Source organism: Tomitella gaofuii (assembly GCF_014126825.1).
In the GTDB taxonomy this organism is placed as follows: domain Bacteria; phylum Actinomycetota; class Actinomycetes; order Mycobacteriales; family Mycobacteriaceae; genus Tomitella; species Tomitella gaofuii.
Map to the genome: position 1 here is coordinate 117,809 of NZ_CP059900.1, position 25,492 is coordinate 143,300.

At 69.6% G+C, this 25,492-nt stretch carries 30 protein-coding genes; 12 read left to right on the forward strand and 18 right to left on the reverse strand.

Features of this window, described 5'->3' with window-relative positions; all coding sequences use genetic code 11:
• Positions 1-12: 12 nt before the first annotated feature.
• From H4F70_RS00560 to H4F70_RS00575, 4 genes are read right to left on the reverse strand one after another with little or no spacing between them, the layout of a single operon-like run.
• Positions 13-846 (reverse strand): ATP-binding cassette domain-containing protein, encoded by an 834-nt coding sequence (locus tag H4F70_RS00560; RefSeq protein ID WP_235681260.1) that lies wholly within the window; start codon positions 844-846, stop codon positions 13-15.
• The gene (locus tag H4F70_RS00565; protein ID WP_182358614.1) at positions 846-3,056 is read right to left on the reverse strand and encodes a dipeptide/oligopeptide/nickel ABC transporter permease/ATP-binding protein; all 2,211 of its coding nucleotides are present in this window, start codon (positions 3,054-3,056) and stop codon (positions 846-848) included. The genes H4F70_RS00560 and H4F70_RS00565 overlap by 1 nt, the downstream gene beginning before the upstream one ends.
• Complete coding sequence (locus H4F70_RS00570; protein WP_182348942.1) at positions 3,053-3,997, reverse strand: ABC transporter permease; 945 nt, start codon at positions 3,995-3,997, stop codon at positions 3,053-3,055. The genes H4F70_RS00565 and H4F70_RS00570 overlap by 4 nt, the downstream gene beginning before the upstream one ends.
• 51 nt (positions 3,998-4,048) lie before the next feature.
• Entirely contained in the window at positions 4,049-5,572 is a 1,524-nt protein-coding gene (locus H4F70_RS00575; RefSeq protein WP_182358615.1) for an ABC transporter substrate-binding protein, read from the reverse strand.
• Between the two features lie 197 nt (positions 5,573-5,769).
• On the opposite strand from H4F70_RS00575, the gene H4F70_RS00580 reads away from it, so the two are divergent.
• The 7 genes from H4F70_RS00580 (at position 5,770) to H4F70_RS00610 (ending at position 12,283) form a co-directional block, all read left to right on the forward strand.
• Positions 5,770-6,342 carry a VOC family protein gene (locus tag H4F70_RS00580; protein ID WP_182358616.1) on the forward strand — a complete coding sequence of 191 codons (573 nt, stop codon included), beginning with the start codon at positions 5,770-5,772 and terminating at the stop codon, positions 6,340-6,342.
• A 92-nt stretch (positions 6,343-6,434) separates the two neighbouring features.
• Positions 6,435-7,040 carry a TetR/AcrR family transcriptional regulator gene (locus tag H4F70_RS00585; RefSeq protein WP_182358617.1) on the forward strand — a complete coding sequence of 202 codons (606 nt, stop codon included), beginning with the start codon at positions 6,435-6,437 and terminating at the stop codon, positions 7,038-7,040.
• A gap of 76 nt (positions 7,041-7,116) precedes the next feature.
• Complete coding sequence (locus tag H4F70_RS00590; protein WP_182358618.1) at positions 7,117-8,229, forward strand: alpha/beta hydrolase family protein; 1,113 nt, start codon at positions 7,117-7,119, stop codon at positions 8,227-8,229.
• 49 nt (positions 8,230-8,278) lie between these two features.
• Positions 8,279-9,460 (forward strand): thiolase family protein, encoded by a 1,182-nt coding sequence (locus H4F70_RS00595; RefSeq protein ID WP_182358619.1) that lies wholly within the window; start codon positions 8,279-8,281, stop codon positions 9,458-9,460.
• Positions 9,461-9,491: 31 nt separating this feature from the next.
• Complete coding sequence (locus H4F70_RS00600) at positions 9,492-10,658, forward strand: enolase C-terminal domain-like protein (protein WP_182358620.1); 1,167 nt, start codon at positions 9,492-9,494, stop codon at positions 10,656-10,658.
• Positions 10,659-10,681: 23 nt separating this feature from the next.
• The gene (locus tag H4F70_RS00605; protein ID WP_182360066.1) at positions 10,682-11,602 is read left to right on the forward strand and encodes a ketopantoate reductase family protein; all 921 of its coding nucleotides are present in this window, start codon (positions 10,682-10,684) and stop codon (positions 11,600-11,602) included.
• 42 nt (positions 11,603-11,644) lie between these two features.
• On the forward strand, positions 11,645-12,283 hold the full coding sequence (locus H4F70_RS00610; RefSeq protein ID WP_182358621.1) for a nitroreductase family protein: 639 nt from the start codon (positions 11,645-11,647) through the stop codon (positions 12,281-12,283).
• Positions 12,284-12,397: 114 nt separating this feature from the next.
• Here the strand turns inward: H4F70_RS00610 and H4F70_RS20300 are convergent, their stop codons facing one another.
• On the reverse strand, positions 12,398-13,126 hold the full coding sequence (locus H4F70_RS20300) for an integrase catalytic domain-containing protein (RefSeq protein WP_235681261.1): 729 nt from the start codon (positions 13,124-13,126) through the stop codon (positions 12,398-12,400).
• Positions 13,123-13,659 (reverse strand): hypothetical protein, encoded by a 537-nt coding sequence (locus H4F70_RS21030; protein WP_420883144.1) that lies wholly within the window; start codon positions 13,657-13,659, stop codon positions 13,123-13,125. Before H4F70_RS21030 ends, H4F70_RS20300 begins: the two co-directional genes overlap by 4 nt.
• A gap of 157 nt (positions 13,660-13,816) precedes the next feature.
• On the opposite strand from H4F70_RS21030, the gene H4F70_RS00620 reads away from it, so the two are divergent.
• Positions 13,817-14,443: a hypothetical protein gene (locus tag H4F70_RS00620; RefSeq protein WP_182358622.1), complete on the forward strand. Its 627-nt coding sequence runs from the start codon at positions 13,817-13,819 to the stop codon at positions 14,441-14,443.
• Positions 14,444-14,606: 163 nt separating this feature from the next.
• On the opposite strand, the gene H4F70_RS00625 is transcribed toward H4F70_RS00620, so the two are convergent.
• Complete coding sequence (locus tag H4F70_RS00625; protein ID WP_268968420.1) at positions 14,607-15,629, reverse strand: ABC transporter substrate-binding protein; 1,023 nt, start codon at positions 15,627-15,629, stop codon at positions 14,607-14,609.
• On the opposite strand from H4F70_RS00625, the gene H4F70_RS00630 reads away from it, so the two are divergent.
• Both H4F70_RS00630 and H4F70_RS00635 read left to right on the forward strand, forming a co-directional pair.
• Positions 15,528-15,752, forward strand: coding sequence for a hypothetical protein (locus H4F70_RS00630; protein WP_182358624.1), 225 nt, complete (start codon positions 15,528-15,530; stop codon positions 15,750-15,752). The two genes, H4F70_RS00625 and H4F70_RS00630, sit on opposite strands and share 102 nt — an antisense overlap.
• Positions 15,753-15,767: 15 nt before the next feature.
• Positions 15,768-15,950: a hypothetical protein gene (locus tag H4F70_RS00635; protein ID WP_182358625.1), complete on the forward strand. Its 183-nt coding sequence runs from the start codon at positions 15,768-15,770 to the stop codon at positions 15,948-15,950.
• Between the two features lie 18 nt (positions 15,951-15,968).
• On the opposite strand, the gene H4F70_RS00640 is transcribed toward H4F70_RS00635, so the two are convergent.
• Both H4F70_RS00640 and H4F70_RS00645 read right to left on the reverse strand, forming a co-directional pair.
• On the reverse strand, positions 15,969-16,187 hold the full coding sequence (locus H4F70_RS00640) for a hypothetical protein (protein ID WP_182348953.1): 219 nt from the start codon (positions 16,185-16,187) through the stop codon (positions 15,969-15,971).
• A 110-nt stretch (positions 16,188-16,297) separates the two neighbouring features.
• Positions 16,298-16,684, reverse strand: a complete 387-nt coding sequence (locus H4F70_RS00645) for a hypothetical protein (RefSeq protein ID WP_182358626.1) — start codon at positions 16,682-16,684, stop codon at positions 16,298-16,300.
• Positions 16,685-16,878: 194 nt separating this feature from the next.
• On the opposite strand from H4F70_RS00645, the gene H4F70_RS20765 reads away from it, so the two are divergent.
• On the forward strand, positions 16,879-17,004 hold the full coding sequence (locus H4F70_RS20765; RefSeq protein WP_268968290.1) for a hypothetical protein: 126 nt from the start codon (positions 16,879-16,881) through the stop codon (positions 17,002-17,004).
• Between the two features lie 27 nt (positions 17,005-17,031).
• Here H4F70_RS20765 and H4F70_RS00650 read toward each other — a convergent pair whose 3' ends face one another.
• The 6 genes from H4F70_RS00650 to H4F70_RS00675 form a co-directional block, all read right to left on the reverse strand.
• Positions 17,032-18,063, reverse strand: coding sequence for a phosphotransferase family protein (locus tag H4F70_RS00650; RefSeq protein ID WP_182358627.1), 1,032 nt, complete (start codon positions 18,061-18,063; stop codon positions 17,032-17,034).
• On the reverse strand, positions 18,060-19,271 hold the full coding sequence (locus H4F70_RS00655) for an acyl-CoA dehydrogenase family protein (protein WP_182358628.1): 1,212 nt from the start codon (positions 19,269-19,271) through the stop codon (positions 18,060-18,062). Before H4F70_RS00655 ends, H4F70_RS00650 begins: the two co-directional genes overlap by 4 nt.
• Positions 19,272-19,404: 133 nt before the next feature.
• On the reverse strand, positions 19,405-20,025 hold the full coding sequence (locus H4F70_RS00660; protein ID WP_182358629.1) for a TetR/AcrR family transcriptional regulator: 621 nt from the start codon (positions 20,023-20,025) through the stop codon (positions 19,405-19,407).
• A gap of 43 nt (positions 20,026-20,068) precedes the next feature.
• Positions 20,069-21,259, reverse strand: a complete 1,191-nt coding sequence (locus H4F70_RS00665; RefSeq protein ID WP_235681262.1) for an ABC transporter permease — start codon at positions 21,257-21,259, stop codon at positions 20,069-20,071.
• A 3-nt stretch (positions 21,260-21,262) separates the two neighbouring features.
• On the reverse strand, positions 21,263-22,210 hold the full coding sequence (locus H4F70_RS00670; protein ID WP_235681263.1) for an ABC transporter ATP-binding protein: 948 nt from the start codon (positions 22,208-22,210) through the stop codon (positions 21,263-21,265).
• A gap of 93 nt (positions 22,211-22,303) precedes the next feature.
• Positions 22,304-22,825 carry a hypothetical protein gene (locus H4F70_RS00675; RefSeq protein WP_182358630.1) on the reverse strand — a complete coding sequence of 174 codons (522 nt, stop codon included), beginning with the start codon at positions 22,823-22,825 and terminating at the stop codon, positions 22,304-22,306.
• Positions 22,826-23,057: 232 nt separating this feature from the next.
• Between H4F70_RS00675 and H4F70_RS00680 the strand changes: the two genes are divergently transcribed.
• Complete coding sequence (locus H4F70_RS00680; protein ID WP_182358631.1) at positions 23,058-23,417, forward strand: DsrE family protein; 360 nt, start codon at positions 23,058-23,060, stop codon at positions 23,415-23,417.
• A gap of 48 nt (positions 23,418-23,465) precedes the next feature.
• Here H4F70_RS00680 and H4F70_RS00685 read toward each other — a convergent pair whose 3' ends face one another.
• The 3 genes from H4F70_RS00685 to H4F70_RS00690 form a co-directional block, all read right to left on the reverse strand.
• Positions 23,466-24,431: a sulfite exporter TauE/SafE family protein gene (locus H4F70_RS00685; RefSeq protein WP_220471748.1), complete on the reverse strand. Its 966-nt coding sequence runs from the start codon at positions 24,429-24,431 to the stop codon at positions 23,466-23,468.
• A gap of 58 nt (positions 24,432-24,489) precedes the next feature.
• On the reverse strand, positions 24,490-24,603 hold the full coding sequence (locus tag H4F70_RS21035; RefSeq protein WP_372497646.1) for a putative leader peptide: 114 nt from the start codon (positions 24,601-24,603) through the stop codon (positions 24,490-24,492).
• A 106-nt stretch (positions 24,604-24,709) separates the two neighbouring features.
• On the reverse strand, positions 24,710-25,420 hold the full coding sequence (locus H4F70_RS00690; protein ID WP_182358632.1) for a TetR/AcrR family transcriptional regulator: 711 nt from the start codon (positions 25,418-25,420) through the stop codon (positions 24,710-24,712).
• Between the last annotated feature and the right edge of the window lie 72 nt (positions 25,421-25,492).

The following is a 25,492-nucleotide window of genomic DNA, read 5'->3' on the forward strand; positions in this document are numbered from 1 at the left end:
GTGCGCGTGGGGTCAGGCGGCAGTGGTGGAGGCGCGGCGAAGCTCCCGCTTGCGGCGTTGCTCGGTCGGGTCGAACCCCGGCGCCGCATCCAGCAGCATCCGCGTGTAGTCCTCGCGCGGGTCGCGGTAGACGTCCTCGGCGGGGCCCTCCTCGACGAGCTTCCCGTGGTACATCACCGCGAGCCGGTCGCTCATGTGCCGCATCAGGCCCAGGTCGTGGCCGATGAACAGGTAGGCGACGCCGGTGTCGCGCTGCACCTGGTTGAGCAGGTTGACGATGGTGCTCTGGGTGGAGACGTCGAGGGCGCTCACCGGCTCGTCGCACACGATGAGGTCCGGCTGCGTCGCCAGCGCGCGGGCGATGCCGATGCGCTGACGCTGGCCGCCGGAGAACGCGGCGGGCCGTTGATGGTCCAGCGCCGGATCCAGGCCCACCTGATCAAGCAGCGTCGCCACGCGCCCGACGATCGCGCTCCCGCGCAGGTCCGTGTGCACCCGCAGCGGTTCGGCGACGATGTCGCGCACCGACCACGAGGGGTTGAGGCTGGCGGTGGGGTCTTGGAAGATCGCTTGCACCCGGCGGCGATACCAACGTGGGACCCGGCCGAACTCCGTGACTTCGGTGCCGTCGAACCGGATGCTGCCGGAGGCGGCCCGGACCAGGCGCAGCACCGCCCGGGCGGCGGTGGTCTTACCGCTGCCGGATTCGCCCACCAGGCCCAGCGTCTGCCCGCGGCCGATCGACAGGCTCACGTCGTCGACCGCGACGAACGGGTCCTTGCGGCGCAGAAATCCCGGACTGCGGTACTCCACCCGCAGGTTCTCGATCTCGAGGAGTGCGGACATCAGACCATCTCCAATCCGTCTGCCGCCGGAACGGCTGCGGGGTGGGGCAACGGAACCGCGTGCCCGGACCGAGGGTGGATGCAACGAACGGCGGAGTCGCCGTCGACGGTGAGCGCCGGCGCGGCGGCGGTGCAGTCCGCGGTGGCGAAGGCGCAGCGCGGGGCGAAGCGGCAGCCGGTGGGCCGGTTGCCGGGAGAGGGCACGCTGCCGGGGATCGTGCCCAGCTCGGTGCCGCGGGGCGTGCCCTGGGCGCTCGATTCGAGCAGGGCCGCGGTGTAGGGGTGGCGGGGTGCGGCCATGAGCTCGTCGATCGCCCGCTCCTCGACCACCTCGCCCGCGTACATCACCGCCACCCTGTCGGCGACCTCGGCGACCATGCCCAGCTCGTGGGTGACGAACACCATCGACATCCCGCTCTCTTGCTGGATGTCCTTGAGCAGGTCGGCCACCTGGATCTTCAGCGTGACGTCGAGGGCGGTCGTCGGTTCGTCGGCGATGAGCAGCGCGGGGTCGCAGCTGATGGCGAGCGCGATCATGACGCGCTGCGCCATGCCGCCGGACAGCTCGTGGGGGTAGCTGCGCATCCGCCGCCGTGGCTCGCGGATGCCCACCCGCTCGAGCAGGTGCTCGGCCTTCTCGCGGGCATCGGCCTTGCTCAGGCCCTTGTGGTGACGCAGCACCTCGATGATCTGGTTGCCGATGGTGAACGCCGGGTCCAGCGCCGAACCCGGCTCCTGGAAGATCATCGCCATCCGGCTGCCCCGCACATCCCGCAGCTGCGCGCCGGACATCGCCGCCAGGTCGGCGCCGTCGAGCCAGATGCCGCCGCGGGTGCGGCGCGCGTTCTGCGGCAGCAGGCCCATGACGGCCAGCGCGGTCATGGTCTTGCCGCTGCCGGACTCGCCGACCAGACCGAGCGTCTCGCCGGGGTGCACATCCAGCGACACGTCGTCGATCACGGGGATCACCGAGGATGCGCGGGCGGCGAGCACGTCCATCCCGCGCACGCTCAGCGTGGCGTGGGGATCCGGGGCGCCGGTGTCCGGCGACTGCGTCCGAGGCGCCCCGGTGGTGGATGCGGGGGTCGTGGATGTGCGGGTCGTGGCTGCGCGGGTGGCGGAAGTCCTGGACGGAGTCGCTGCGGTGGCACTCTCCCCGGGCGTGGCGACCGGGGTCAACGCCGCACGGTGCTTGCGCCAGCGGGTGCGCACCGGCTCGTCGCGCAGCGCGCCGAGCACGGTGTCGGCCAGCACGTTCAGGCTCAGTACGGTCAGGCCGATGGCGATGCCGGGCGGGAAGATGAGGAACGGATCCTGCGCGAGCATCGTGCCGGCCTCGGAGATCATCACGCCCCAGCTGGCGTCCGGGGGCTGCGCGCCCAGCCCGAGGAAACTCAGCGCGGCCTCCACCAGCAAGGCGGCGGCGAGGGTGAGGGAAACCTGCACCGCGATGGGGCCGACCACGTTCGGCAGGATGTGGCGCACCATGATCGCGGGCGAGCGCGTGCCGATCACTTCGGCGGCCTCGACGTACTGCTGACGCCGCGCGGAGAGCACCTCGCCGCGTGTCACCCGCACGAATGTGGTGGAGAAGACGAGGCCGACGGCGAGCATCGCGTTGTGGATGCCGGGGCCCATCGCGGCGATGACGGCGATGGCCACGATCAGGCCCGGCAGCGAGGTGAACCCGTCGACGATGCGCATGACGATGTTGTCGAGCCGACCGCCCACGAAGCCGACGATCAAGCCCACGGGGATGCCGATGAGCATGGCGATCCCCGCGGCCTCGGCGGCGGCGAGCACCGCGATGCGGCTGGCGAACACCAGGCGCGAGAACACGTCCCGGCCCAGGTTGTCGGTGCCCAGCCAGTGCGCCCCGGAGGGTCCTTGAAGCGCGTCGGGCAGGTTGGTCGCGATGGGATCGTGCGTGGCGATGACGCCCGGGATGAGCGCGCACACCACGACGATGACCAGCACGACGAGCGCCGCCATGGCGACCGGATCGTGCAGCACCCGCCGGCGGATCTTGCCCCATCGGGTGCGGGGCGGTTCCCCGGGAAGACGTCGACGACGCTGCGGTGCTTCGCTCTCGGCGGTGGTTCCTCCGCCCGCCCCGTCCGGGATGATTCCGGTCGTGTCGTCCATCGTGCTCACCTCGTCGGATTGCTGGGGTTCGCGTCGGCTGCTGCGATCGGCCGTTGTCGCGGTCATGACACCCGCACCTTCGGGTTGAGGTAGCCGTACGCGACGTCCACCGCGAGTTGTGCGAGGGCCACGCAGATGCCGGTGGTGACGATGACGGCCTGGATGATGGGGATGTCGCTGTTGATCACCGCGTTGAGGGCCAGATCGCCCATGCCCGGGATGCCGAACACCTTCTCGATCACGACTGCGCCGCCGAGCAGGTAGGCGAATTGGAAGCCCATCGTCGTGACCACCGGGCTCAGTGAACTCTTCAGCGCGTGCTTGCCGATCACCGCGCGGGCGGGCAGCCCCATCGCCCGGGCGGTGCGGATGTGCGGCATCTGCAGGACCTCGATCATCGAGGCGCGGGCGTGCCGGGCGAGCATCGCGGTGACGATCAGGCCCAGGGCGAACCCGGGCAGGATCACCGACCGGAACCAGGCGGCGGGGTTCTGTGTCAGGGGCACGTACCCCGTCGCCGGGAGCCAGCCCAGCTTGAGCGCGAACACCGAGACCAGGATCAGGCCGATCCAGAATGCCGGCATCGCCAGCGCGACCGACGCGAGCACCGTGATGGCGCGGTCGATGAGAGACCCCGAACGCAGTGCCGCGAGGGTTCCCGCCGTCACGCCGAGCACGATGCCGATGATCGCGGCGACCACGGCCAGCGACAGCGTCACGGAGAGCCGGTCGACGACCAGCGTGAGGACATTGCTGCCGTCGATGAGCGACTGGCCGAAGTCGCCGCGCACCGCCCCGGTGAGCCAGTTCCAGTACTGCTCGTACCAGGGCTGGTCCAGCCCCAGACTCGACTGGATCTGGGCGATCTGCTCGGGAGTCGCGGCCTCGCCGGCGATCCTCTCGGCCGCGTTGCTGGGCAGCAGTGCGGTGAGGCCGACGCTGACGATGCTGATCACCAGCAGCACCGGTACGAGTGCCAGGATCCGGTACCCGACGAGTTTGAGCATGGCGGGCTCCTCAGGAGGTGTGCGGTTGCGTTGTGGTCACGGCGGAGACGGTCAGCCGACGGTGACGCCGCGGAAGGACGGGCCCATCGGCCAGCCGACGGTGTTCTGCACGCCGTGCACGGCCTTGGAGTTCCAGCCGACGACCGACTGGTCCTGGAACAGTCCGCACCAGAGCGCGTCGTCGGCCACCGCCGTCTGCATGTCCGCGTAGGCGGCGACCCGCCCGTCTTCGTCCGTGGCCTGCAGCGCCGCCTCGTGGGCCGCGTCGACCTCGGGGTGGTTCACCTTGAACGGGTTCTGCGGCCCGTCCGCGGCGAGGCGGTCGACGAAGAGCTGCTCGGGGTGCACCTGCTTGATCGGTGTGATGATGGCGGGGAAGTTGGTCTGGCGGTTCTCCTTGTCCAGCGTGCCGGGCTGCACCAGGGTGATCTGCATGTCGATGCCGACATCGCGCAGGTTGCCCTGGATGGCCTCGTCGATCGGCTTGATCGGGCCGAACGCGGGCACCGAGAAGCTCGCATCGGTCACGCCCGACTCGGCGAGCAGCCGGCGGGCCTGATCCTGGTTGTACGCGTAGATGTCGTCGAGCGCGTCGACGTGGAACCGGTTGCCCTGCGGGAACACCTGACTCTGCGCGGTGCCGTGGCCGAAGAAGGTCGTCTGGACCACCTGGTCGGCGTTGATCGCGGTGCACACGGCCTGCCGGAACTTCTTGTTCTTCAGCGCGGGTGCCACGGTGCCGTCGAGATCGGTGAACTGCAGCATCCAGTAGTTGCCGGGGAAGGTGCCGATCTCGATGCCCGACGACTTCGCCGCTTCCACCTGGCTGCGGGCGATCTGCGCCAGATCCACCTGGCCGGAGCGCAGCGCCGAGGCGCGGGCCGCATCGTCGGTGAGCACGCGGATCTCGATGCGGTCGAGGGTCTGCTGACTCTTGTCGGTGAACTTGTCGTTGGGCGTGTAGACGTACTTCACGCCCTTCTTGGAGGCGGTGGCGTCGAGCACGTACGGGCCGGATCCGACGGGGTTGGTGCCCAGGTCGGGGGCGTCGAGCGCGTTCGGCGCCACCAGAACGCCGGCCACGTCGGTGAGCGCGATGGGGAGAGCGGGCGACGGCGCCGACAACTCCAGCGAGACCTCGGTGGGGGAGACGACGGTGACGTCCGCGACGTTCTCGAACGCACCCGATGCGGGGCCGGCCGAGGCCTTGCGGCTGACGATGTTGGCCTTGACGGCCTCCGCGTCGAGCGGTTCGCCGTCGCTGAACACGCGGCCCTGCTCGAGCGTGAGGTCCAGGCTCTGCGGCGTGAGCTCGAACGCGGTGGCCACGCCGGGCACGACGTTGCCCTTCGGGTCGGTACGCAGCAGCGTGTCGTACACGGGGTCGAGGAACACCCGCTGCCCCTGGCCGGGATTGACCGCCGGGTCGAAGCTCTGCACGTCGACGAGTGTCGCGACGGTGAGCTGACCGGGCGTCGCGGAACTCGCGGCCCCGCCGCAGGCGGCGAGGGTGCCCGCCGCGATCATCGCGGCTGCCGAGGCCGCGAGGGTTCTGAGGGTCTTCTTGCGCGTCATGTCTGGGTCCACCCGCCTGTGACTGAAGGCCTGCCGGATTACAAATCTGACTTCAGATTTAGTTATAGAGTGTGACGCAGGTCGCTGTCAACCACCGAATGTGACCCGGGATGCTCCGCTCTCTAGCGCAAATCTAAATCTGATGTTAGCGTCAGTTGTGTTGGACGACACACCCCGCGATGCAGAGGAGAGAACCGATGGCAGGGACGAACGAGCAGTTCGAGATGCGCGGCTTCAGCCACGTCGCACTCGTCTGCGCCGACATGCAGCGGACGGTCGACTTCTACACCCAGGTCCTGGGAATGCCGCTGATCAAGACGGTGGAACTGCCGGACGGCAGCGGACAGCACTTCTTCTTCGACGCCGGCAACGGCAACTCACTGGCGTTCTTCTGGTTCCCGGATTCGCAGGATGCCGTTCCGGGTGTTTCGGCTCCTGTGACGCTGCCCGGGTTCGGGGAGTGGATCAGCGCGGTCTCGTCGCTCAATCACGTCGCGTTCGACGTGCCGGCCGACAAGTTCATCGAGTACCGGGCCAAGCTCAAGGCCAACGGCGTGCGGGTGGGGCCCATCGTCAACCACGACAACTCGCCGTCCCAGGTGGCGATGGAGATGAACGACGACGTCTACGTCCGCTCGTTCTACTTCCAGGATCCCGACGGCATCCTGCTGGAGTTCGCCTGCTGGATGCGCGAGTTCACCCCGGACGATGTGGGCCACACGCCCAAGACTGCGGCCGATCGGACCGGTGCCCCGCTCGTGGAGGCGTGAGCGCGACACCCGCCGGGATCGCCGGTCTCCTGACCGCGGCGCCGGGTTCGGGTAGAACTACTCGTGAACGCACCCGGGAAGGAACGGACACCGTGACGGAGCAGGCGGTCAAGCCGACGAGGCGCGGGCGCGCCACGCAGGAGGCCATCGACGCGGCCGCCCGCAAGGTGATCGCCGAGAAGGGCTTCCTCAAGATGACGGTGTCCGACATCGTCAAGGAGGCGGGCAAGTCGCCGGCGTCGTTCTACAACTATTACGACTCCAAGGAGGCGCTCCTCGAGTCGTGGGCGCGTCAGTTCCAGGAGGAGGCGCGCCGCCGGGTCAGCGAGGGCGAGCGCGGCGGTGATACCCGGGAGCGGGTGCACGCTGCCGCGCGCGGACACTGGGAGACCTACCGTGAGCACCTCGCGGAGATGGTCGGGGTGTTTCAGCTCGCGATGATCAACGACGACTTCGCCCGGGTGTGGGACGAGCTCAGCCGCGAGGCCGTCGACGGCATCGTGCACGGCGTCTCGCGCGCGCAGGAGAAGGGGTACTGCCCCGGCCAGGACCCGCGGCTGGTGGCGCGGGCGATCGTGAGCATGCTGCACCAGTTCTGCTACGAGAACCTGGCCAACGGCCGCGCCGCCGACGCGGACGACGAGGCGTGCATCGCCACGCTGACCGAAATCTGGTACCGCGCCGTCTACTGGCGCTGACACCATGCCGTGCGCGCCGAGCGGCGACGCACGCGATCAAAAATAAATCTAGCGTCATATTCATATAGGAGCGACCATGGCCATCGAACGCGAATTCATCGGTCTTCCCAGCGTCAACCTGCCCCGGTTCGGCGCGGGCGGACACCCCTGCCAGGGCCTTTACCACCGCCCGGCCGGCAAGAACCCGAAGATCGCCGTGATCGCCACCCACTACCAGATCGACTTCTCCGAGCACTACATGGCGGAGTACCTGGCCGAGCGCGGGTACGGATTCCTCGGCTGGAACACCCGCTTCCGCGGGGACGAGTCGCACTTCATCCTCGACTTCGCCCTGAGCGACATCGGTGTGGGCGTGCGCTGGCTGCGCGAGCAGGCCGGGGTGGAGACCGTCGTCCTGCTGGGAAACTCCGGCGGCGGCTCCCTCATGGCGGCGTACCAATCGCAGGCGGTGGCGCCGTCGGTCACCCCGCTGCCCGGCATGCGGCCGTGCCCCGGCGTCGAGGAGCTCCCCGCGGGCGACGCGTACATCTCCTCCGCCGCGCACCTGGGCCGTCCGGACGTGCTCACCCACTGGATGGACGGCTCCGTCACCGACGAGAACGATCCCGTGGCCACCGACCTGTCGCTCGACCTGTTCAACCCCGACAACGGCCCCGCCTACGGCGAGGAGTTCCTCGGCCGCTACCGGGCCGCCCAGGTGGAGCGCAATCATCGCATCACCCGCTGGGCCAAGGCGGAGCTCGAGCGGCTTGCCGCCGCCGGCTACCACGACCGCCCCTTCTCGGTGGCGCGCACGTGGGCCGATCCGCGCATGGTCGACCCGACGATCGAACCGACTCAGCGTGAGCCCAACAGCTGCTACGCGGGCGTGCCGCAGCGGGCGAACCGCTCCGTGTTCGGCATCGCGGCCGCGACCACGCTCCGCTCGTGGCTTTCGCTGTGGAGCCTGGAGGACTCGCAGACGCGGGCGCATGCGCACCTGCCGAACATCACGGTCCCCGCCCTGGTGATCAACGGCAACCGCGACACGGGCGTGTTCCCCAGTGACGCCGCGGCCATCCGGGACCAGCTCGGCGCGGACGACAAGGAGAACCACGAGCTCGACGCCGACCACTACTTCTTGCGTCCCGGCGCGCGTGACGAGCAGGCCGACCTCGTCGCGGCGTGGATCGAGAAGCGGTTCGGCTGACCCGGCACCGCCGTCCCTCCTCATCGACCTCATTTCAAAGGAACAACCCATGCGCAATGCAGTGATCGTCGACGTCGTCCGCACCGCCTCCGGCCGGGGCAAGCCCGGGGGCGCGTTGTCCTCGGTGCACCCGGTCGAATTGCTCACGTCCGCGCTCGATGCGCTGATCGAACGGACCGGCGTCGACCCGGCGGCGGTCGACGACGTCATCGCCGGCTGTGTCGGCCAGGCCGGCGAACAGGCGCTGAACATCGGCCGCCAGGCGGTCCTGGCGGCCGGGTGGCCCGTGTCGGTGCCGGCGACCACCATCGACCGGCAGTGCGGTTCGAGCCAGCAGGCGGTGTCCTTCGCGGCGCAGGCGATCATGTCGGGATGCGCCGACATCGTCGTCGCGTGCGGTGTCGAGTCGATGAGCCGGGTGCCGATGGGGACCGCGCCGATGGGCCAGGACACGCTGGGGCCTTCGCTGCGCGCCCGCTACCCGGAGGGCCTGGTGGGGCAGGGCGTGTCCGCGGAACTCATCACCGGCAAGTGGGGCTTCACCCGCGGCGAGCTCGACGAGTACGCCGCCCGCTCGCACGCGCTCGCGGCGGAGACTGCGGCCGGCGGCGGGTTCGACGCGGAGATCATCCCCGTCACCACGCCCGAGGGGGTCGTCGTCGACGCCGACGAGACGATCCGGCCGGCGACCACCGCCGAGGGGCTCGCGGGTCTGCGCCCTGCGTTCGCGGCCGACGAGATGCGTGCCCGGTTCCCCGACCTCGAGTGGTCGATCACCCCCGGAAACTCTTCGCCGCTCACCGACGGCGCTTCCGGTGCGCTGATCATGGGTGAGGACACGGCGGCTCGGCTGGGGCTGCGGCCGCGCGCCGTCCTGCGCTCGTTCTCGGTGGTCGGTGACGACCCGCTGCTCATGCTCACCGGCCCCATCCCGGCCACCCGCAAGGTGCTCGAACGTGCGGGAATGGGCATTGACGATATCGACGCCTTCGAGGTCAACGAGGCGTTCGCGCCCGTGCCGCTGGCCTGGTGCCGCGAGCTGGGCGCCGACCCGGAGCGGATGAATCCCCGCGGCGGCGCGATCGCGCTGGGGCACCCGCTCGGGGCGTCCGGAACCCGGCTGCTCACCACCCTGGTCTGCCACCTCGAGGCCACCGGCGGGCGCTTCGGGCTGCAGACGATGTGCGAGGGCAACGGCATGGCCAACGCCACCATCATCGAGCGGGTCTGAACCCGACCGCGCCGGCAGGAGTGGAGAGCACATGAAGATCACGGAGATCCGGGAGGCGGCCGTGCCGCTGAGCGGCGCGGTGTCCAATGCGGTCGTGAGCTTCGACCGGCACACGGTGTCCCTGGTCTCGGTGCACACCGACGTGGTGAAGGCCGGCCGGCCGCTCGTGGGCGTCGCCTTCAACTCGATCGGTCGGCACGCGCAGGGCGGCATTCTGCGCGACCGGATGATCCCGCGCGTGCTCGAGGCGGATCCGGCGTCGCTGGAGGACCCGGGCAGCGGTCTGATCGACCCGGCCCGCGTGCTGGCACGGATGCTCGTCGACGAGAAGCCCGGCGGGCACGGCGACCGCGCGGCGGCGGCCTCCGCCGTCGAATTGGCCTGCTGGGACCTGCTGGCCAAGTACCACGACGAGCCGGCGTACCGCACGATCGCGCGCGCACACGGCCGCGCGCCGCTGGCCGACGGCGCGCCCGTGTACGCGGCCGGCGGCTACTACCAGCCGGAGGACGGTGTCGCGCGGCTGCGCGCGGAGATCGCCGGCTATCTTGACGCCGGCTACTCGGCGGTGAAGATCAAGATCGGCGGCCTGCCGCTGGGGGAGGACATCGACCGGGTCGCGGCGGCCGTCGACGAGGCCGGGTCCGGCGCGCGGGTGTCCGTCGACGCCAACGGCCGCTTCGATCTGGACACGGCGCTGGCGTACGCGGAGGCGATGGCGCCGTTGGGGCTGCGGTGGTACGAGGAGCCGGTGGACCCGCTCGACTTCCACCTGCATCACGAGATCGCCGACGCCTACCCCGGCGTACTGGCCACCGGCGAGAACCTCTTCTCCGCGCGTGATACCGAGAACCTGCTCCGCTTCGGCGGGCTGCGTGCCGACCGCGACATCCTGCAGATGGACGCGGGACTGAGCTACGGGCTCACCGAATACGCGAAGATGATCGCGCTGATGGAACAGCGGGGCTTTCCGCGCACATCAGCCATGCCGCACGGCGGGCACCTGCTCAACCTGCACATCGTCGTCGGTCTCGGCCTCGGCGGGTGCGAGGCCTATCCGGGGGTGTTCCAGCCCTTCGGCGGCTACAGCGACGATTGCGCGCTTGAAGCCGGGCGTATCCATCCGTCGGACGCGCCCGGGTTCGGGCTCGAGCGCAAGGCCGATCTGGCCGGAGAGATCGAAAGGCTGTTGTCATGAGCAACGGTGCAACATCGCAATGGATGCGCATCGCCGTGGTCGGCTGCGGGGCGATGGGCTCGGTGTACGCGGCGCGGCTGGCCCGTGCAGGCCACGACGTGCTCGTCGTCGACGCCTGGGCGGAGCACGTGCGCGCCATCGGCGAGAACGGGCTGCACGTGTCGGGGCCCGACGGTGCGTTCGCGGCGCCGGTGCGGGCCCTCACTTCGGCGCCCGATGAGCCGGTGGACCTGGTCGTGCTTGCGGTCAAGGCCGCCGATGCCGCGGCCGCCGCGCGCACACTGGGCGGACTCGTCGGCCCCGACACCGTGGTGCTGACGATCCAGAACGGTCTCGGCTCCGCGGAGGCCGTGGCGGCAGAGGTGGGCGGCGCGCGGCTTGCGGTCGGCATCGCCAAGGGATTCGGCGCCTCCCTCGAGGGGCCCGGACGCGCCCACCACAATGCGATGCGGGCGCTGCGGTTCGGTTCCTACGACTCGCTGGCCCCCGGCGAAGTCGAACGGGTGGCGGATGCCTGGCGCGGTGGCGGGTTCGATTGCGCCGCAGTGGACGACATCGCCGCAATGCAGTGGGAGAAGCTCATCTGCAACGTCGCCTACAGCGCGCCGTGCGCGCTCACCGGCATGACGGTGGGCCAGGTGCTCGAGCACACGGAGATGGGGACGGTGAGCCGTGACGCCGCGGCCGAGGCGTGGGAGATCGCCCGCGCACGGGGGATCGCCGTGCAGGTGGACGATCCGGTGGAGTTCGTGCGCGACTTCGGCGCACGGATGCCCGACGCCAAGCCGTCGGCCCTCCTCGACATCGAGGCGGGACGTGTGAGCGAGATCGGCTTCATCAACGGCGCGATACCGCGCGAGGCCGATAAAGTCGGTGCACACGCGCCCGTGAACGCCACGCTGACGGCGCTGGTGCACACGCGCGAGGCGGTGTTCGGGGCGTAGGCGGGCCGTCAGCAGGACACGAGCGGTGTGCGGGAGGCGACCATGGACGTGATCGAGGCGATGAGGACCACCGGAACGTGCCGGTACTACCGGGACGATCCGGTGCCGGATGACGTCTTGTACGCGGCGTTCGACGCGGCCCGCTTCGCCCCGCAGGGCGGCAATCGGCAGCCCGTGCGCTGGATCGCGGTGCGTGACCAGGCGCTGAAAACTGCGCTGGCGGAACGCTACCTGCGGCTGTGGCGCGAGGAGTTCGCGCCGACGGGCCCGTCGGCGCCGGTTGCGGACCGGCACAGTAAGGCCCTCACGCCGTCGCGGGATCATGCCGAGCATTTCGCCGATGCGCCCGTGATCCTGGTGCTGTGCGCGCGGGAGTCGGCGCTGAAGGTGACGGACTCGAACCTGGGGCGCACCAGCGTGGTCGGCGGCGCCTCGATCTATCCGACGATGCAGAACCTGTGCCTGGCGTTGCGCAGCGTGGGCGTGGCGACGACGGTGACGACGATGCTGTGCCGGGAGGAGCCGGCGGTACGCGAACTGCTGGGCATCCCGGACGAGTACCTGACGGCGGCGTACGTGTGCGCCGGATACCCGGCCCGGCCGTTCCCCGCGCGTCTGCGGCGCCGGCCGGTGGAGGAGTTCGTCTACCTGGATCGGTTCGGGGATCCGCTGTACGAGTGAGGGGTTGGGCGCGCCGGCGAAGAGTTTCCAGCCGGGACGAGGTGCCTCACGTAAAAGTGAGCGCGAAGCGGGTGGCCGGTGCCTCACGCAGTGTGAGCGCGTGGGAGGCTTGCGCTACTTCGCCTGGGCCAATCGGTTGATTGACGGTTGTAATGCTTCCAGGTCCATGTGGCGGGCGGCGGCGAGGGCTTCGGTCTTGTCTCGCGCCAGGTCGAGTAGCTGCATCTGGATGGCGTTGATCTGCCGGGTCAAGTCGGCCGGGTTGATCCCGTCGATCCGAGCCGAGACCCGCGAAAGTTGTTGTGCATCAAGGGTTCCCGAGTCTTGCAGGCGCTGCCATGGGGTGGCCGGCTTGTCGTAGATCCGCTTTCTGCGGCCGTCCGCGCCGGCGGTGTAGCCGACGGCTTTTTTCGTGGGGGTGAAGAAGTTCAACCGCAGCGACACCAGCCGCCACAGCCGGTCGAGCAGCTCGAGTTCGTCGGCGGTGTCGTAGCGCCAATAGAAGGCGTGTTTGCGCACGACGTGGTTGTTCTTCGACTCCACGTGCGCCTGGTCGTTCTTCTGGTACGGCCGAGAGCGGGTCTGTGCGATGTCGCGGTCCTGCAGCCACCCGGCGACCTCATGGTTGATGAACTCCGAACCGCAGTCGCTGTCGAAGGTGGTCATGGCGAAGGGAAACCAGCCCTGCAGCTGTTCGATCCCGTGGAGGATCCACTTCGAGGCGTTGTTGCGGATCGAGCAGTTCTCCGTCCACCCGGTCACAATGTCGGTCATCGTCAGCGTGCGGGCGAACTCGCCGATCAGCGTGGGGCCGCAGTGCGCCACGGTGTCGGCCTCGATCACCCCTGGCGTGTCGGGTGCCTCGTCCGTGCAGGTACGGATGGCAATCGAGTTCCGCAGCAGCGGTGACGGCGCGTCGTCGTCGATATGCCCTTGATCCGCATTCTGTCGCGTGCCGGTTTCAAGTACCGGTCAACGGTCGCGGCGCTCATCGCTTTCAGTTCCGCGGTCGTCTCGTCGGTGGCGAACGGCGTGTCCAGATCACCCGCCTCGGCCAGCAGCGGTAGCCACAGATCGACCATGACGACCAGATACTTGCCGCACGGCATGCCCATCAACGCCCACACATGCTCAAGCAGGGTCCTGGCGTCGTCGCTGAAGCGCCGAGTGCGCAGTGTGCGTCCGTCGACCTGCTCGGCCGGGTCCGGCAGCGCAGGGCCGCGAAGCATCCGCCGTGCGGTCGAGCGGCCCACACCCGTGGTCTCCACCACGCGGTCGAGGATCTTGCCTTTGTCCGCCTTCGACGCCTTGCGGTACTGATTCCGCAGCTTGTTCGTCACCTGCCGTCTCGCGGCCATGTCGATCTTGCCTTCCACATCGGGCAAGCTTTCCTGGCTACGCGCTCAAAGTAGGTGAGGCACCACCCGGCGCCACGCGCTCAAAGTAGGTGAGGCACGCCGCGGGATGGGCCCTGCTCCCTGGACGTGGCCTAGGATGACGCCCATGGGGCATGGGTCGGTGAAATCGGGCGGCGTGGTCGCACTCTGTGCGCTGGCGGCATGCGGCTTATCGGCCTGCGGCTCCGGCGGCGACGGCGGAGCCGCGGTGGACGACACCTGGTTCATGCAGAACGGTGCGCAGGTGCAGGGAATCGTCACGGCCACGGCGGGGGAGGACGCCGTCGGCGGGTTCATGCTGACCGAGGTGGAATTCCGCGACGGCGACGACGAGGTGGTTGCGAGCGCGCAGGGTCCGGCAATGGTGTCGTGGGCGGATCAGCAGTTCGCCGTGCCGGTCGAGGCCACCGTGCCGGGCGACGCGGCGGTGGAGTCGATGACCGCGACGACGCGTGTGAGCGACGAGAAGTTCTCCGACTCGTGGACCCGGATCGAACCCGCCGACTCGTACGCAATCACCGGCGACGGACCGAGCGAGTTCACGGCGCAGTTCCTGCTGCACGATCTGCCCGACGAGACGCAGGTGGGTTCCGGCGTCACGATGAACCTGGGAGTGGCGTGCTACGACGCGGCCGGCGGGCTGATCGGCGGCACCGCGAAACAGGTCCCGGTGCCGGCCACGGGCGGGCTTCTCCGGGTGGACGCGCAGGTGGCCGCCGAGGGCCGGCCGGACTCGTGCCGGGCGTTCCCGGGGCATCTCTGAGAAATCAGTTGAGGAACTTCCGCAACGTCCCGGCGCTGAATCAGCAAGGCGCCGAACCGATCGGCATTGTTTGGCGGTAGGCGGCAGCGCGGAGAACGCCGGGGCCCGCACTGGGCGCGCGGGCCCCGGGGTTCACCTTGTCGGCTCGTGTGGAGGGAGTCCCCTACTGCGCGATCCAGGTGTTGCCGAGCAGCATGATGCCGTCGTTGCTCGGGGTGGCGCCGTGCACGTCCGGGGTCCAGGCGACGAAGTCCGCTCCCCAGCCCAGCCCCAGGTAGGGCACGTCGTCATGGATCTTCTGCTCCACCGCCTGCAGCGCCGCCTTCTTGGCATCGTGGCCCACGGCGGTGCGCGCGGCGTCGAGGAGCGTGTCCATCTCAGGATCGCTGTAGCCGACGAGGTTGTTGGGCGAGGTGCTGCGCAGCGCCGCGTCGATGCGCAGCACCGGCACCGCGTCGGATATCGATCCCGAACCGTAGGTCAGGTCGAAGTCGTGGTCGACGTAGAGGCGCTTGACCATGTCGGTGATCGTCGCGGTGTACTGGACGTCCACGTTGAAGCCCACCGCATTGAGCATCGCCTGCGTCGCGGTCGCGATCGCCTGGGCCGCTGGGCTGTTCACGCGCACATAGGTGATCTTTCCGTCGAACCCGTTCGCCTTGGCGGCGTCGACGAGCTGCTTGGCCTGCGCGGTGTCCTGCGTGAACGCGGGCACGTCGTTGTGCCACTCGGACCGCTCGGCGAAGATCTTCGTTGTCGGGTGTCCGTCGCCGCTGAACGCGCGCTGATAGATCACACCCGGGTCCACGGCCAGGGCGATGGCCTTGCGGATGTTCGGGTCCGCACCGGGGTGCCCCTCGCGGTTGATGCCGGATCGCCGGATCAGGATGCCGGCCGCGAAGACATGGAGCGGGGAGAGATGACGCAGGCGACGACCGACGATCCGCGCCGCATCCTTGTTCGCGAAGTAGTGGGAGATGTACCCGGTGGTGGTGCCGAGGCGCGCGGCGACCCGCCGCATCGTCGCGCGCTCCAGGCCGCCCTCTGCCACCAGAGCGCAGGCCGCATCCGCGATCTCGCGCTGTTGCAGGCGGCGCTCAGCGCCGCGCTCGACGACGTCACCACCAGAGTGACCGCGGTCGGCGGATCCTCGGGGCTCGAGGAGTGGCTGGGGCTGGTCGAGCAGGCGTTCCCGCACGACGAGGCGTCCGAACGGTTCTGGCGGGTCCTCGTGGCATTCGAGGCGGCAAGCCTGGTGAGCGACAAGCTGTCCCGGGTCCTGCAGACCTACGCCGCGGACGGCGAGTGACGGCTGGCCGAGCTTTTGGCCGCGGAACTGCCGGACAATGCCGACAACGAGGTGCGCAGGACGGCGCGGGCGATCTGGGTGGTGGTCGACGGGATCGGCACCACGGCCGTGACCAACCCGGGCGCGCTCACGGCGCGGCAGCGGTCCGTGGTGCTGTGGTCATCGGTGCGGGCCCTCATCGAGGCGGCGGGGGTGTGACCGGGGCGGTGTGTTGGATCAGGCCGGCCGCTGATCGTCGATGCCGTCGACAATGCGGAGAGCTTCGGTGAGACTGCGCCGCAGGTCCTGAAGTCCCGCGTCGGGGGAGAGTGATTTCTCTGCGTCCAGCCGTTCGAGCACCCATCGACGCATCAGTGCGGAAGGTTGCTCGCCCAGTTCGTGTGCAGCGCGGCGAATCTCCTCCAGCCGATCGACGGGCATGCGGATCGTGTACACCTGGCTTGCTCCGCGTGATCCCGATGTGCTGCGGTGCATTCGGCCTGGTGCTGTAGTTGCGCGTTCTTCCGCGGAGGCGGCCTCGGCGGCCAGGGTGTTCCGCACGGTGTTCATGGCAACTCCTCGTAGTAGCGACGATCCGCCCGGTTGGCGTCCATGGCTGTGGCTCCCCACCAACGACTCCTGGGCGGATGATCCTTGGGTATGACGATGACCTTCAGCAGCCGTCCGAAGCCGTTTCCGTGCCTTGCGGGTGCGCTTGGCGACCAACCGAGGACCAGCACGGCGATGCCGGAACGGCTCCGGGCGGAGCCGACGAGACGACGTGGATCGGATAGCGCCTCGGAAGCCCACTCGGGTTCCACGTCGAACTCGTTGGTGCGGCCGGTTCGTCGTGACCGGGTTCGGATATGGAGCGCTGATTCAGTCCAATCAACCTCCCTGAAGCTTAGTTGCTCGTACGCCACCCCGTCGTATTCATCTTCCCCCGCGTGCACTCGTCAAGTGTATCACGTTCGTAATACATTCGTGCTGATTGCGAGTGCGCCACCGGAGGGCATGGTTTTAATTCAATGAGAAGAGTAGTGTCTGGGGCGCAATCGCGCGCCGCCTGCCCGCGTGGCCCACGAGCCCGCATCGGCTGAGCCGCCCGCACAGGCGACGCCGTAACTCTCCAGGCCAAGGAGGAATCATGGGATCGGAAGTCGTCTTCGGCAGCCTCAGCGACTGGATCACGGACAATCTGAACACCAGCCCGTTCGCCCGCTTGTCCGCCGTGGTGCTGGTACCGATCTTCGCGCTGTTCCAGTCGTTGTGATCGGATCGCGGGCCGCACGGCCCGCGATCACCCCCGGCCCGCCAGTGCCGCGAGGCCCAGGCTGATGTACTCGGGTACCGCGGCGGCGGCGTGGTCCTCGCCGGCGTCGGCCCCGGCCTTCGTGCGATGGGCGATTCCGGCGGCGATCACCCCGATCTTGAGGTAGGCCAGGCCCATGTGGAAGTCCCAGTGCGGCAAGTCCGCGCCGGTGGCCGAGGCATAGCCCTCCGCGAGGTCGTGCGGTGCCGGGATGCGCGGCTGCGTCCACGCCGCCGGGAACCCCAGCACGCTGTCCAGCGCCGGGTGCCGGTAGGCGCACATCATGGCGACGTCCGCGAGCGGATCGCCCAGCGTGGACAGCTCCCAGTCGACTACGGCGACGATCCGTCCGGGGTCGTCAGGAGCGAGCATGACGTTGTCGATCCGGTAGTCGCCGTGCACGATCGACGCGGCCGACGATGCGGGGATCCGCTCCAGCAGAAGTCGTCCCAGCGTCTCGACGTCCGGCAGGTCGCCCGTCGCCACGTATTCCCACTGGCGCAGCCACCGCGTGGCCTGCCGCTCCAGGTACCCCTGCGGGCGGCCGAAGTCGCCCAGCCCCGCCGCCGCGTAGTCCACCGCGTGCAGCGCGGCGAGCACCCGCATCATCTCGCCGGTGCACGCCGTGATGTCCGCGTCGGAGAGTGCCGCGAGCTCGTCGGCGGTGCGGACGACCGACCCGTCGACGAAGCCCATGACGGTGAACGGCGCGCCGATCACGGACTCGTCCTCGCACAGCGCCACCGCGGGCGCCACCGGGACCCCGCTGCCCGCCAGTGCGCTGGTCACCCGGTATTCGCGGGTCATGTCGTGTGCCGACGGGGTGAGCCCCGCGAGCGGCGGCCTCCGCACCACCCACGCCGTGCCCGCCTCGTCGGCGACGCGGAACGTCAGGTTGGACTTGCCGCCCGCGAGCCTCGTCGCGGTGAGGGCACCGACGACGTCGGTCTGCTCGGCGAGATATGCACCGAGGGGGTCCAGCGCCAGGGCGCGCTCGGTGTCGGCCGCGTTGCTGCTCATCGTGACCCTTCTTCCCGGGAGTGCACGGCGCGCCGCACGGCCCTCTTTGCGATCGACCACCGGTGGACTTCGGAAGGCCCGTCGTAGATGCGGAACGGGCGCACCTCGCGCTGCAGACGGCTCAACGGCAAGTCCTCGGACACGCCCATTCCTCCGCACAGTTGGATGCTGCGGTCGACTACCCGGTTGATGGCCTCCGCCCCGTACACCTTGGCGATGGAAGCGGAGGTGGCGCCCAGGTCCCCCGCGTCCAGGTCGGCGCACGCGGTGAGCAACAGCGCGCGCGTCGCGGCGAGGTCGATCTCGTTGTCCGCGATCATCTTCTGCGCCATGCCCAGGTCGCCGAGCCTGTGGCCGAACAGCCGCCGGCCCGCGCTGTAGTCCAGCGCGATGTCGTGGGCGCGGCGCGCCGACCCCAGCCACCGCATCACGTGCGTCATCCTCGCGGGGCCCAGGCGCACCTGGGCGTAGCGGTACCCCTCGTCCACCTCGCCCAGCACGGCGTCGTCGGACAGCTGCAGCCCGTCGAACGCCACTTCGCAGTGCCCGCCCACCATCGAGCGGTCGATGGTGGGGATGTGCCGGCCCACGCGGATGCCGGCGGCGTCGGCCGGGGCGAGGAACATCGTCGCCCCGCCGCGGTCGCCAGGTGCACCTGCCGTGCGCGCCATGATGATGAAGAATCCGGCGCCGTCGGCCCCGGTGATGAACTGCTTGGCGCCGTCGATCCGCCAGCCGCCGGGCACCCGCGCGGCCGTCGTGGCGAGTGCGGCGGGATCGGCGCCCGCACCCGGTTGCGGTTCGGTCATCGCGAACGCCGAGCGCACCTCGCCGCGGCACAGCGGCGCCAGGAAGCGTTCCTTCTGTTCGGCGGACGCGATGTGGGCGAGCATGTGGATGTTGCCCTCGTCCGGGGCGGCGATGTTCAGGGCGGCGGGCCCGAACACCGAGTATCCGGCCTCTTCGAACACCGACGCGCGGTCGCGCATGTCCATGCCCAGGCCGCCGTACTCGGTGGGGGCGTGCGGTGCGAACACCCCGGCATCGCGGGCGAGCTGCTGGATTGTTGCGCGGAACGCGTCCCCGCCGGCGGCGGTGATGTCGCCGGCGTGTGCGTTCTCGAGCGGCAGGATGCGTTCGCGGACCAGCCGCCGCGTCGCCTCTGCGACCTGGCGGGCCTGCGCCGTGTGCGTGAGGTCGATGGCCATGGGCACCTCTTCTGTGCGGGGTGTCGGCGCAGGAGCCCTCCGGTGTTGATGCGTGGTCGGGAAGGCGATCCCACGAAACCGACCGAGCGATCGATCGGTCCGTGCCAAGGTTGGCACCGGCCGCGCACGCCTGTCAAGAGTCGTCGGCGGACACGACGGGGGGAGGGAGACCTGCGATGCGGCGTGCGATCTCGAGCTGGCGCGCGACGACCTCGTCGGCGGACAGCGCGCCTGCAGGGTCGTACCAGCCAGCGACCGCCACGCACAGCGATGCCGCTGCGCGAGCCGCATCACCGACGTGACTGCAGCGGAACGTCCCGTCGGACACCCCCTGCGCGATGATGTCCGCGATCATGCGCTGCTGCTCGTCGCGCTGCGCGATGTGCCGGCGCAGCAGCGTGTCGTCCATGCTCCGCATCTCCGTGGACGCGACGAACGCGTCGTCGCGCCGGAGCATGTGGAACCGCAGCAGGCACTCCAGGACGTTGTCGAAGCGGCCGAGCGCGCTGCCGTCCGCATCGGCGTCCGCGGCGCGCGTGTGCGTCAGCATGCGGTCCATGGTCGCGTCGACGAGGGCGCCCAAGATCGCCTGCTTGGACCTGTGATGGTGGTACAGCCCCGGCACCGACAGCCCGGCCGCGTCCGCGACCGCGCGGATCGATGTCGCGTGGTAGCCATTGCGGGCGAACAGCCCGCGCGCCGCACGGAGCGTGTCCGTCAGCCCGTCGTCGGAGAAGTCCCGCCAGTCCGTCACGACACGAGCGTAGCGAGCGAGCACTCGGTCGGACAATGGGTGATCAGGCGATCCGGACAGCCTTCGGGAGCTTGCGTGCGGGCACGCGCAGTCGGCGCGCGGCGAGGACCACCCCGATGCCGCCGAAAACGAAGTTCGCCAGCAGGCCGAGTGGCCAGCTATCGCCCACATGCGATTCCGCGTGGGCATTCTGAGCTTGATAGAACGACCGGCCGGAAGTTTCATAGGTGCGATATCCGGTCACCAGCTCATTACAGCGCGGAGCGCCGAGGTAGGGGCCCGACCGCGCGCTGGACAGCAATCCTGCGATCGGGGCGACGATGGTCCGGTCAGGAGGCCGGTGGCCTGTGACCCAGCCGTTGTCGGGGCCCGGGTCGTCATGCCCGGCGACAACGTCCGGAAGAAGGAGGAACGGGTTCGGCGCGAGAAGCCACCAGATCCGCTCGGTGTGGTGAAAGGTTTCGTTCTGCTCGACGTCTCGGCAGACAGGTTCCTCTGCAGACGACGCGCCTGGCGCGACGGAAAGCGCTGGGTAGCTGAATTTCCCGCGGACGACTGGGTGATCCTGCGACGTGGTGGGGTACAGGAGCCCGAACAGCGCCGGCAGGCCGAGGATCAGGAAGAACACCGTGGCCTGTGTGAGTACCGCGGAACCCGCCGGCCGGGCGGTGAGGGCGGAGAAGCCCAGCCCGATGCCGCCGTAGCAGGCGAACAACAGGCACAGGACGACCACGCCGAGCAATCCGGTCCCGATGCCATACGGTGCCTCGATGATCCCCCAGACGAGGAAGGGGGCAGCGATCACGACCATAGCCAGGCAGGACACCCAGTTTCCAGCCAGCTTGCCCAAGGTCAACTGCCAGTTGCTGATCGGTGTCGCCTGGACCACCGCGAGAGTGGCGTCTTTACGATCGCCGTTGATGGCGGTGGCGGTCAGCGTCGGTGCCAGGATGATGCCGAAGAACAGTTCGACCGCCATCACGATCACGTACAGATTCCGCGCCCAGTCGCGGTAGCTTGCACCGCCGGAGACCATCGCAAAATACATCGAACCGAAGACGGCGACGGCGAGCACGAACAACGCGATGCCGAGCGTCGTCTTCCACCGGGTGGTCCGCAACCGTTGCCGGAGCTCGAGTTGTGCGAGGACGCCGACGACAGACCACCATCGGGCAATCCGGTCCAAGCGCGAATCCGAAACATCGACGCCGGGATCGTGCATTGTGCTGGTCACAAGTCAGGTCCTCTCGGCGTCCGACGCGAGGTAGGCATTCTCGAGGGCGGAGTCGATCGGGGAGAACTCGGCGATCTGCGCTCCGTCGGCGATCAGGCCGTGGAGGTGGCGTGCGGCGGCCTCCTCATCGGCGAAGCTCATTGTCGTGGCGGAGGCCCCCGAGCGACCGGCTTCGCGGATCCGCCAGAGACGAGCGTCTGGCCGCGTCGAATCCCGGGTGCGGCCGTCCGTCATGATCACCACGTCGTCGACCAACTCCGACAGTTCGGTGAGAATGTGCGATGAAATCAGCACAGCGCAGCCCTCGTCGGCCATCGCACGAAGATGATCCCGCAGCTCCCTGCGCGAGCGTGGATCCATTCCGGATGCGGGCTCATCGAGCAGGAGCACCCGTGGTCGGTGGACGAGTGCTCGCGCGAATCCGAGCCGTTGCTTCTGGCCCCGCGAGAGTTCGTGAGCCGGGCGATCAGCGAACTCGTCGAGATGAACCAGCTCGAGGAGCTCGGCTGCCCTCAGGCGTGCATTCCTGGTCGATCGTCCGTGCAGGCGTCCGAACAGAATCAGAATCTCCGTGGCCGTCAGGCTGTCCCAGGTGCCGAACGCGTCCGGCATCCATCCGATCTCCGTGCGCAACTGCGTCGACTCCGCTTCGACGCCGTCGAGCTCGATGCAACCGGAATCGGGGGCGAGGAGTCCCGCGAGCATCAGGAGCAATGTCGTCTTGCCCGCGCCGTTGGGCCCGACGAGTCCGGTGATCCTGCCGGAACTCAATGTGACGGCAGCGTGCTCGACGGCGACATTCCGGCCGAAGGTGCGCGTCAGGCCGCGTGCGGTAAGTCCCATCCCGAGACTGTATCGACTGTTCACCGTCGCGCGTGAAGTCGATTGGGTTTGTGCTCTGAATCCATTGCGGGAGATCGGAAAGCGCGCCCCGCGGGGCCCTGCGTGCACAGTGCGCACTGGTACGGACGGCGCACGGCGGCTCAATCAATGCGTAGGCGGTCCCGGGGCGCGGAAGCCGGTTTCCGCGCATGCCGGCGGGTGTCAGGAGATGAGAATCGAGAGTCCGGGGAGCACACCATCGGCCACCGGCGGCGACATGTACTCGGTGCGGAAGTGCGTCACGGTCGCCACGACGGGGCCGCTGCCGGTCTGCACGGTGGCGGCGGTGGGCAGGGTCGCGGGGAACCCGGGCGGAAGGTTGGGCGTGCCGCCGGACTCCTCGAGGCTCTGCCAGTACCGCAGCGGCACGTCGCCCGATGCCCCCGTCTGCAGGTTCTGCCAGTGGACTACGACGAAACGCGAGGCGTGCATGTAGTAGTACGGGAACGGCTGGGGGACCGAGAACGTCGTCTCGCCCGGGGCGCGGCCGTCGGAGGCGGCGACGTGGATCAGCGGGAACATCCCCTCGGGCGTCGACGCGGGCCCGATGTCCGGTCCGCTGATCACGGGGGTCTGCCACAGGGTGTGCACGGGGTTCGCAGACGCTGCGCCCAGGCCGAGGATCCCGGTGGCGAGGACTGCGGCGCCGGCCGCCGCCGCGGTGCGCAGGAGGGTGCGTCGCATGATGTCGTCCTTCCCGGGCCCGCTCGACGCCGACCCCGCCGCCCCGGGCCGTGTTCGTCCGTATCCTCCGTATCGTCCCGCGGTCCGGCGCGGTTAGCAGGGTGACCAGAAAAACAAGCCGGTCATCCGGCCGTGCATCGGTTGGCCCGGTGGAAACGGTGCGCGGGAACGACGCGACAATGGAATCCGCACCGCGGCACCGCGCCGCGTCGACGAGGGGAGCACGGTACCGATGAGTCCGCAGACCGCAGCGACCGGCGGCGTGGTGGTCCACCTGCCGGAGGCCGATCCGCAGCGCCAGGCGGCGGTGCTCCGCAATACGGCCAACCTCATTCGCGCGCTGGGGCCGGACACCGAGGTGGAGGTGGTCACGCACGGCCCCGGCGTGGAGCTGTGCACGGGCGAGACGGGTCTGGCGGAGACGGTGGCACGGTTACGGGGGCAGGGCGCGACCGTGTGCGCCTGCGCCAACACACTGACGGCCCGGAAGCTGTCCGAGGACGACCTGCTGCCCGGTGTCGCCGTCGTCGACTCGGGAGTGGCGCACCTGGTGCGCCGGCAGCGCGAGGGGTGGTCCTACCTGCGGCCGTGAGCAGCCGTGCGTGCCGGCCCGGAGTGCGCCGGACCGCGGTGTGCGGACCTACAGGAAGTGCGGCACCGCCTTGACCAGCATCGTCACGCCCGTCACCCCGAGCAGGGTGAGCACGAGCGCGCTGAACACGGACGGGTTGATGCGGCCCCAGCGGCGCAGCGCCGTCCCCGCCGCGAGGCCGACCAGCGTCACCAGCGCGATCACCGAGCCCAGCCACAGCAGCTGCGCGGTCATGAGGCCGTTCACCGACATCTGGCCGATGCGCTCGGCGAACACCAGCGTGAACACCAGGGACATGCCACCGATGTAGCGGCGGGCGTCGCGCTCGAAAGTGTGCAGGTAGGCGGGCAGCAGCGGGCCCATGTTCACCGCGCCCAACAGCACGCCTTCGGCCACGCCGACTGTGCCCAGCGAGACGGGGTGCGCGGTGCCGGTGGCCGGCTTGCCCTTGCGCGCCACCGACCAGATCACGTAGCTGACCAGCACGACGCCGATGATCACGCCCAGCAGCTGCTTGGCGGGGAAGTTCTTGAGGATGAAGACCCCGATCACCGAGCCCACGAGCGCCGCCGCGACCAGCGACCAGTGCTGCCGCAGGTACTGCCAGCCGGTGCCCGTCTCGCCCACCTGGAACAGATTCATCACCAGGGCAGGGACGGCGAGCACGATCACGGCCACCGACGGGTCGATGAGCACCGCGGCCAGCGGCGTGGCGATCAAGGCGTACCCGAAGCCGGAGAGTCCCTTGACCGCGGCGGCGACCAGTGCGATGGCGACGAATGCCAGCAGGTGCGCCATCGTAAAGCCGTCGTTGAGGCCCTCGGTGAGCGCCTCGCGGCTGGTGCCAGGGAACAGCACGATCGCCGGGATCAGCACCAGCAGCACGGCGATCGTCATCATGGTGCGCCGGTAGTCGAAGAACGCACGCAGGCGCGCGGGCGTGGTGGCGACGGTGGCCGCAGGAGCGTCGGTAGGCGAGGCGGCGTCGGAATCGGAGACGGCAGCGGTGGTCACGGGGGTACCTCGGGATCTCGGGGAACGCGCCGCGGGCGGGGGCCGGGCGGCGGGGGGCTCAGCGAGAAGCGGTACAGCCGGAGCTGCTCACGCGCAGCAGGTCCACGTGCCGCCGCATGGTCAGCCGCACGCCGCAGCCGTGTCCGCGGAGCGGGACGGTGATGCGGCGCATGGGGACCTCATGACAGGAGAGCGGGCGGAACGGGGGCGGGGCGGCCGGAATGCCGCCTGCGGGTCAGTATACGGTGCCGGCGCCGAGATCAGGCCGCGTGACCCGATCAGCGGGTGACGGGCGCCGTCCACAGCCCGGTGAGCGCGTCGACGAGGTCGGCGCTGAGTTCCTCCCAGGTGCCGGCGTGATCGTCGGCGGGGGCGCCCGCCCAGTGCGGCTGCCCCGGGTCGGCGGTGCCGGCGGCGGCGAGGGCGAGGTCCCGCTCCCGCTCGGAACACATGTGGACGAGAAGTTGGCGCGCCATGTCGGCGCGGGTGCGCCGGATACGGGGCGGGATCGCGCCGGCCGTGGCGCGCAGGCCCTGGAGCGTCTCCTGCAGCGACGTCGAGGCGAGAGCGTCCTCGTAGATGAGCGCGCGCAGGGCGGGATCGGTCATCACCTGGGCGTTGAACCGCGCGTACCAGGACGGCGCGCCGAGGACGGCGAAGTGCTCGGTGGACGGCAGGACCAGGCACCGGATCCAGTCGCGGATGTCCGCGGAGCCGCGGACGCTCTCCAGCATCGGCGTGCGCCGGGCCTCGATGTCCTGCGCGTGATTGCGGATGATCGCCCGGATCAGGTCGGTCTTGGTGCCGAAGTGGTAGGCGACGGCGGTGTTGTTGGCCTGCCCGGCGGCCTCGCCCACCTGCCGGTTGGACACCGCGGCGACGCCGCGCTCGGCGAAGAGCCGCTCGGCCGCCGACGTGATGGCGGCGCGGGTCGCGGCGGTGCGCGCATTGCGCGTGCCCGGGGTTGTCGGGGCGGTCGCGGGGGTCATGAGGCCGAATCCTTCCAGTGCGCCGGAGAGCGTTTCCGGTCCGAGAGTTCCGTCACCCTACCGCGAAGACGG

What these genes read in the sequence shown, in the direction of transcription:
- H4F70_RS00675 (WP_182358630.1), bottom strand. Translation starts at nt 22,825, where the DNA reads ATGCGACGCACCCTCCTGCGCACCGCGGCGGCGGCCGGCGCCGCAGTC.
- H4F70_RS00600 (WP_182358620.1), top strand. Translation starts at nt 9,492, where the DNA reads ATGAAGATCACGGAGATCCGGGAGGCGGCCGTGCCGCTGAGCGGCGCG.
- H4F70_RS00655 (WP_182358628.1), bottom strand. Translation starts at nt 19,271, where the DNA reads ATGGCCATCGACCTCACGCACACGGCGCAGGCCCGCCAGGTCGCAGAG.
- H4F70_RS00605 (WP_182360066.1), top strand. Translation starts at nt 10,682, where the DNA reads ATGCGCATCGCCGTGGTCGGCTGCGGGGCGATGGGCTCGGTGTACGCG.
- H4F70_RS00575 (WP_182358615.1), bottom strand. Translation starts at nt 5,572, where the DNA reads ATGACGCGCAAGAAGACCCTCAGAACCCTCGCGGCCTCGGCAGCCGCG.
- H4F70_RS00590 (WP_182358618.1), top strand. Translation starts at nt 7,117, where the DNA reads ATGGCCATCGAACGCGAATTCATCGGTCTTCCCAGCGTCAACCTGCCC.
- H4F70_RS00680 (WP_182358631.1), top strand. Translation starts at nt 23,058, where the DNA reads ATGAGTCCGCAGACCGCAGCGACCGGCGGCGTGGTGGTCCACCTGCCG.
- H4F70_RS00580 (WP_182358616.1), top strand. Translation starts at nt 5,770, where the DNA reads ATGGCAGGGACGAACGAGCAGTTCGAGATGCGCGGCTTCAGCCACGTC.
- H4F70_RS00690 (WP_182358632.1), bottom strand. Translation starts at nt 25,420, where the DNA reads ATGACCCCCGCGACCGCCCCGACAACCCCGGGCACGCGCAATGCGCGC.
- H4F70_RS00570 (WP_182348942.1), bottom strand. Translation starts at nt 3,997, where the DNA reads ATGCTCAAACTCGTCGGGTACCGGATCCTGGCACTCGTACCGGTGCTG.
- H4F70_RS21035 (WP_372497646.1), bottom strand. Translation starts at nt 24,603, where the DNA reads ATGCGCCGCATCACCGTCCCGCTCCGCGGACACGGCTGCGGCGTGCGG.
- H4F70_RS00560 (WP_235681260.1), bottom strand. Translation starts at nt 846, where the DNA reads ATGTCCGCACTCCTCGAGATCGAGAACCTGCGGGTGGAGTACCGCAGT.
- H4F70_RS20765 (WP_268968290.1), top strand. Translation starts at nt 16,879, where the DNA reads ATGGGATCGGAAGTCGTCTTCGGCAGCCTCAGCGACTGGATCACGGAC.
- H4F70_RS00610 (WP_182358621.1), top strand. Translation starts at nt 11,645, where the DNA reads ATGGACGTGATCGAGGCGATGAGGACCACCGGAACGTGCCGGTACTAC.
- H4F70_RS00650 (WP_182358627.1), bottom strand. Translation starts at nt 18,063, where the DNA reads ATGAGCAGCAACGCGGCCGACACCGAGCGCGCCCTGGCGCTGGACCCC.
- H4F70_RS00595 (WP_182358619.1), top strand. Translation starts at nt 8,279, where the DNA reads ATGCGCAATGCAGTGATCGTCGACGTCGTCCGCACCGCCTCCGGCCGG.
- H4F70_RS00565 (WP_182358614.1), bottom strand. Translation starts at nt 3,056, where the DNA reads ATGACCGCGACAACGGCCGATCGCAGCAGCCGACGCGAACCCCAGCAA.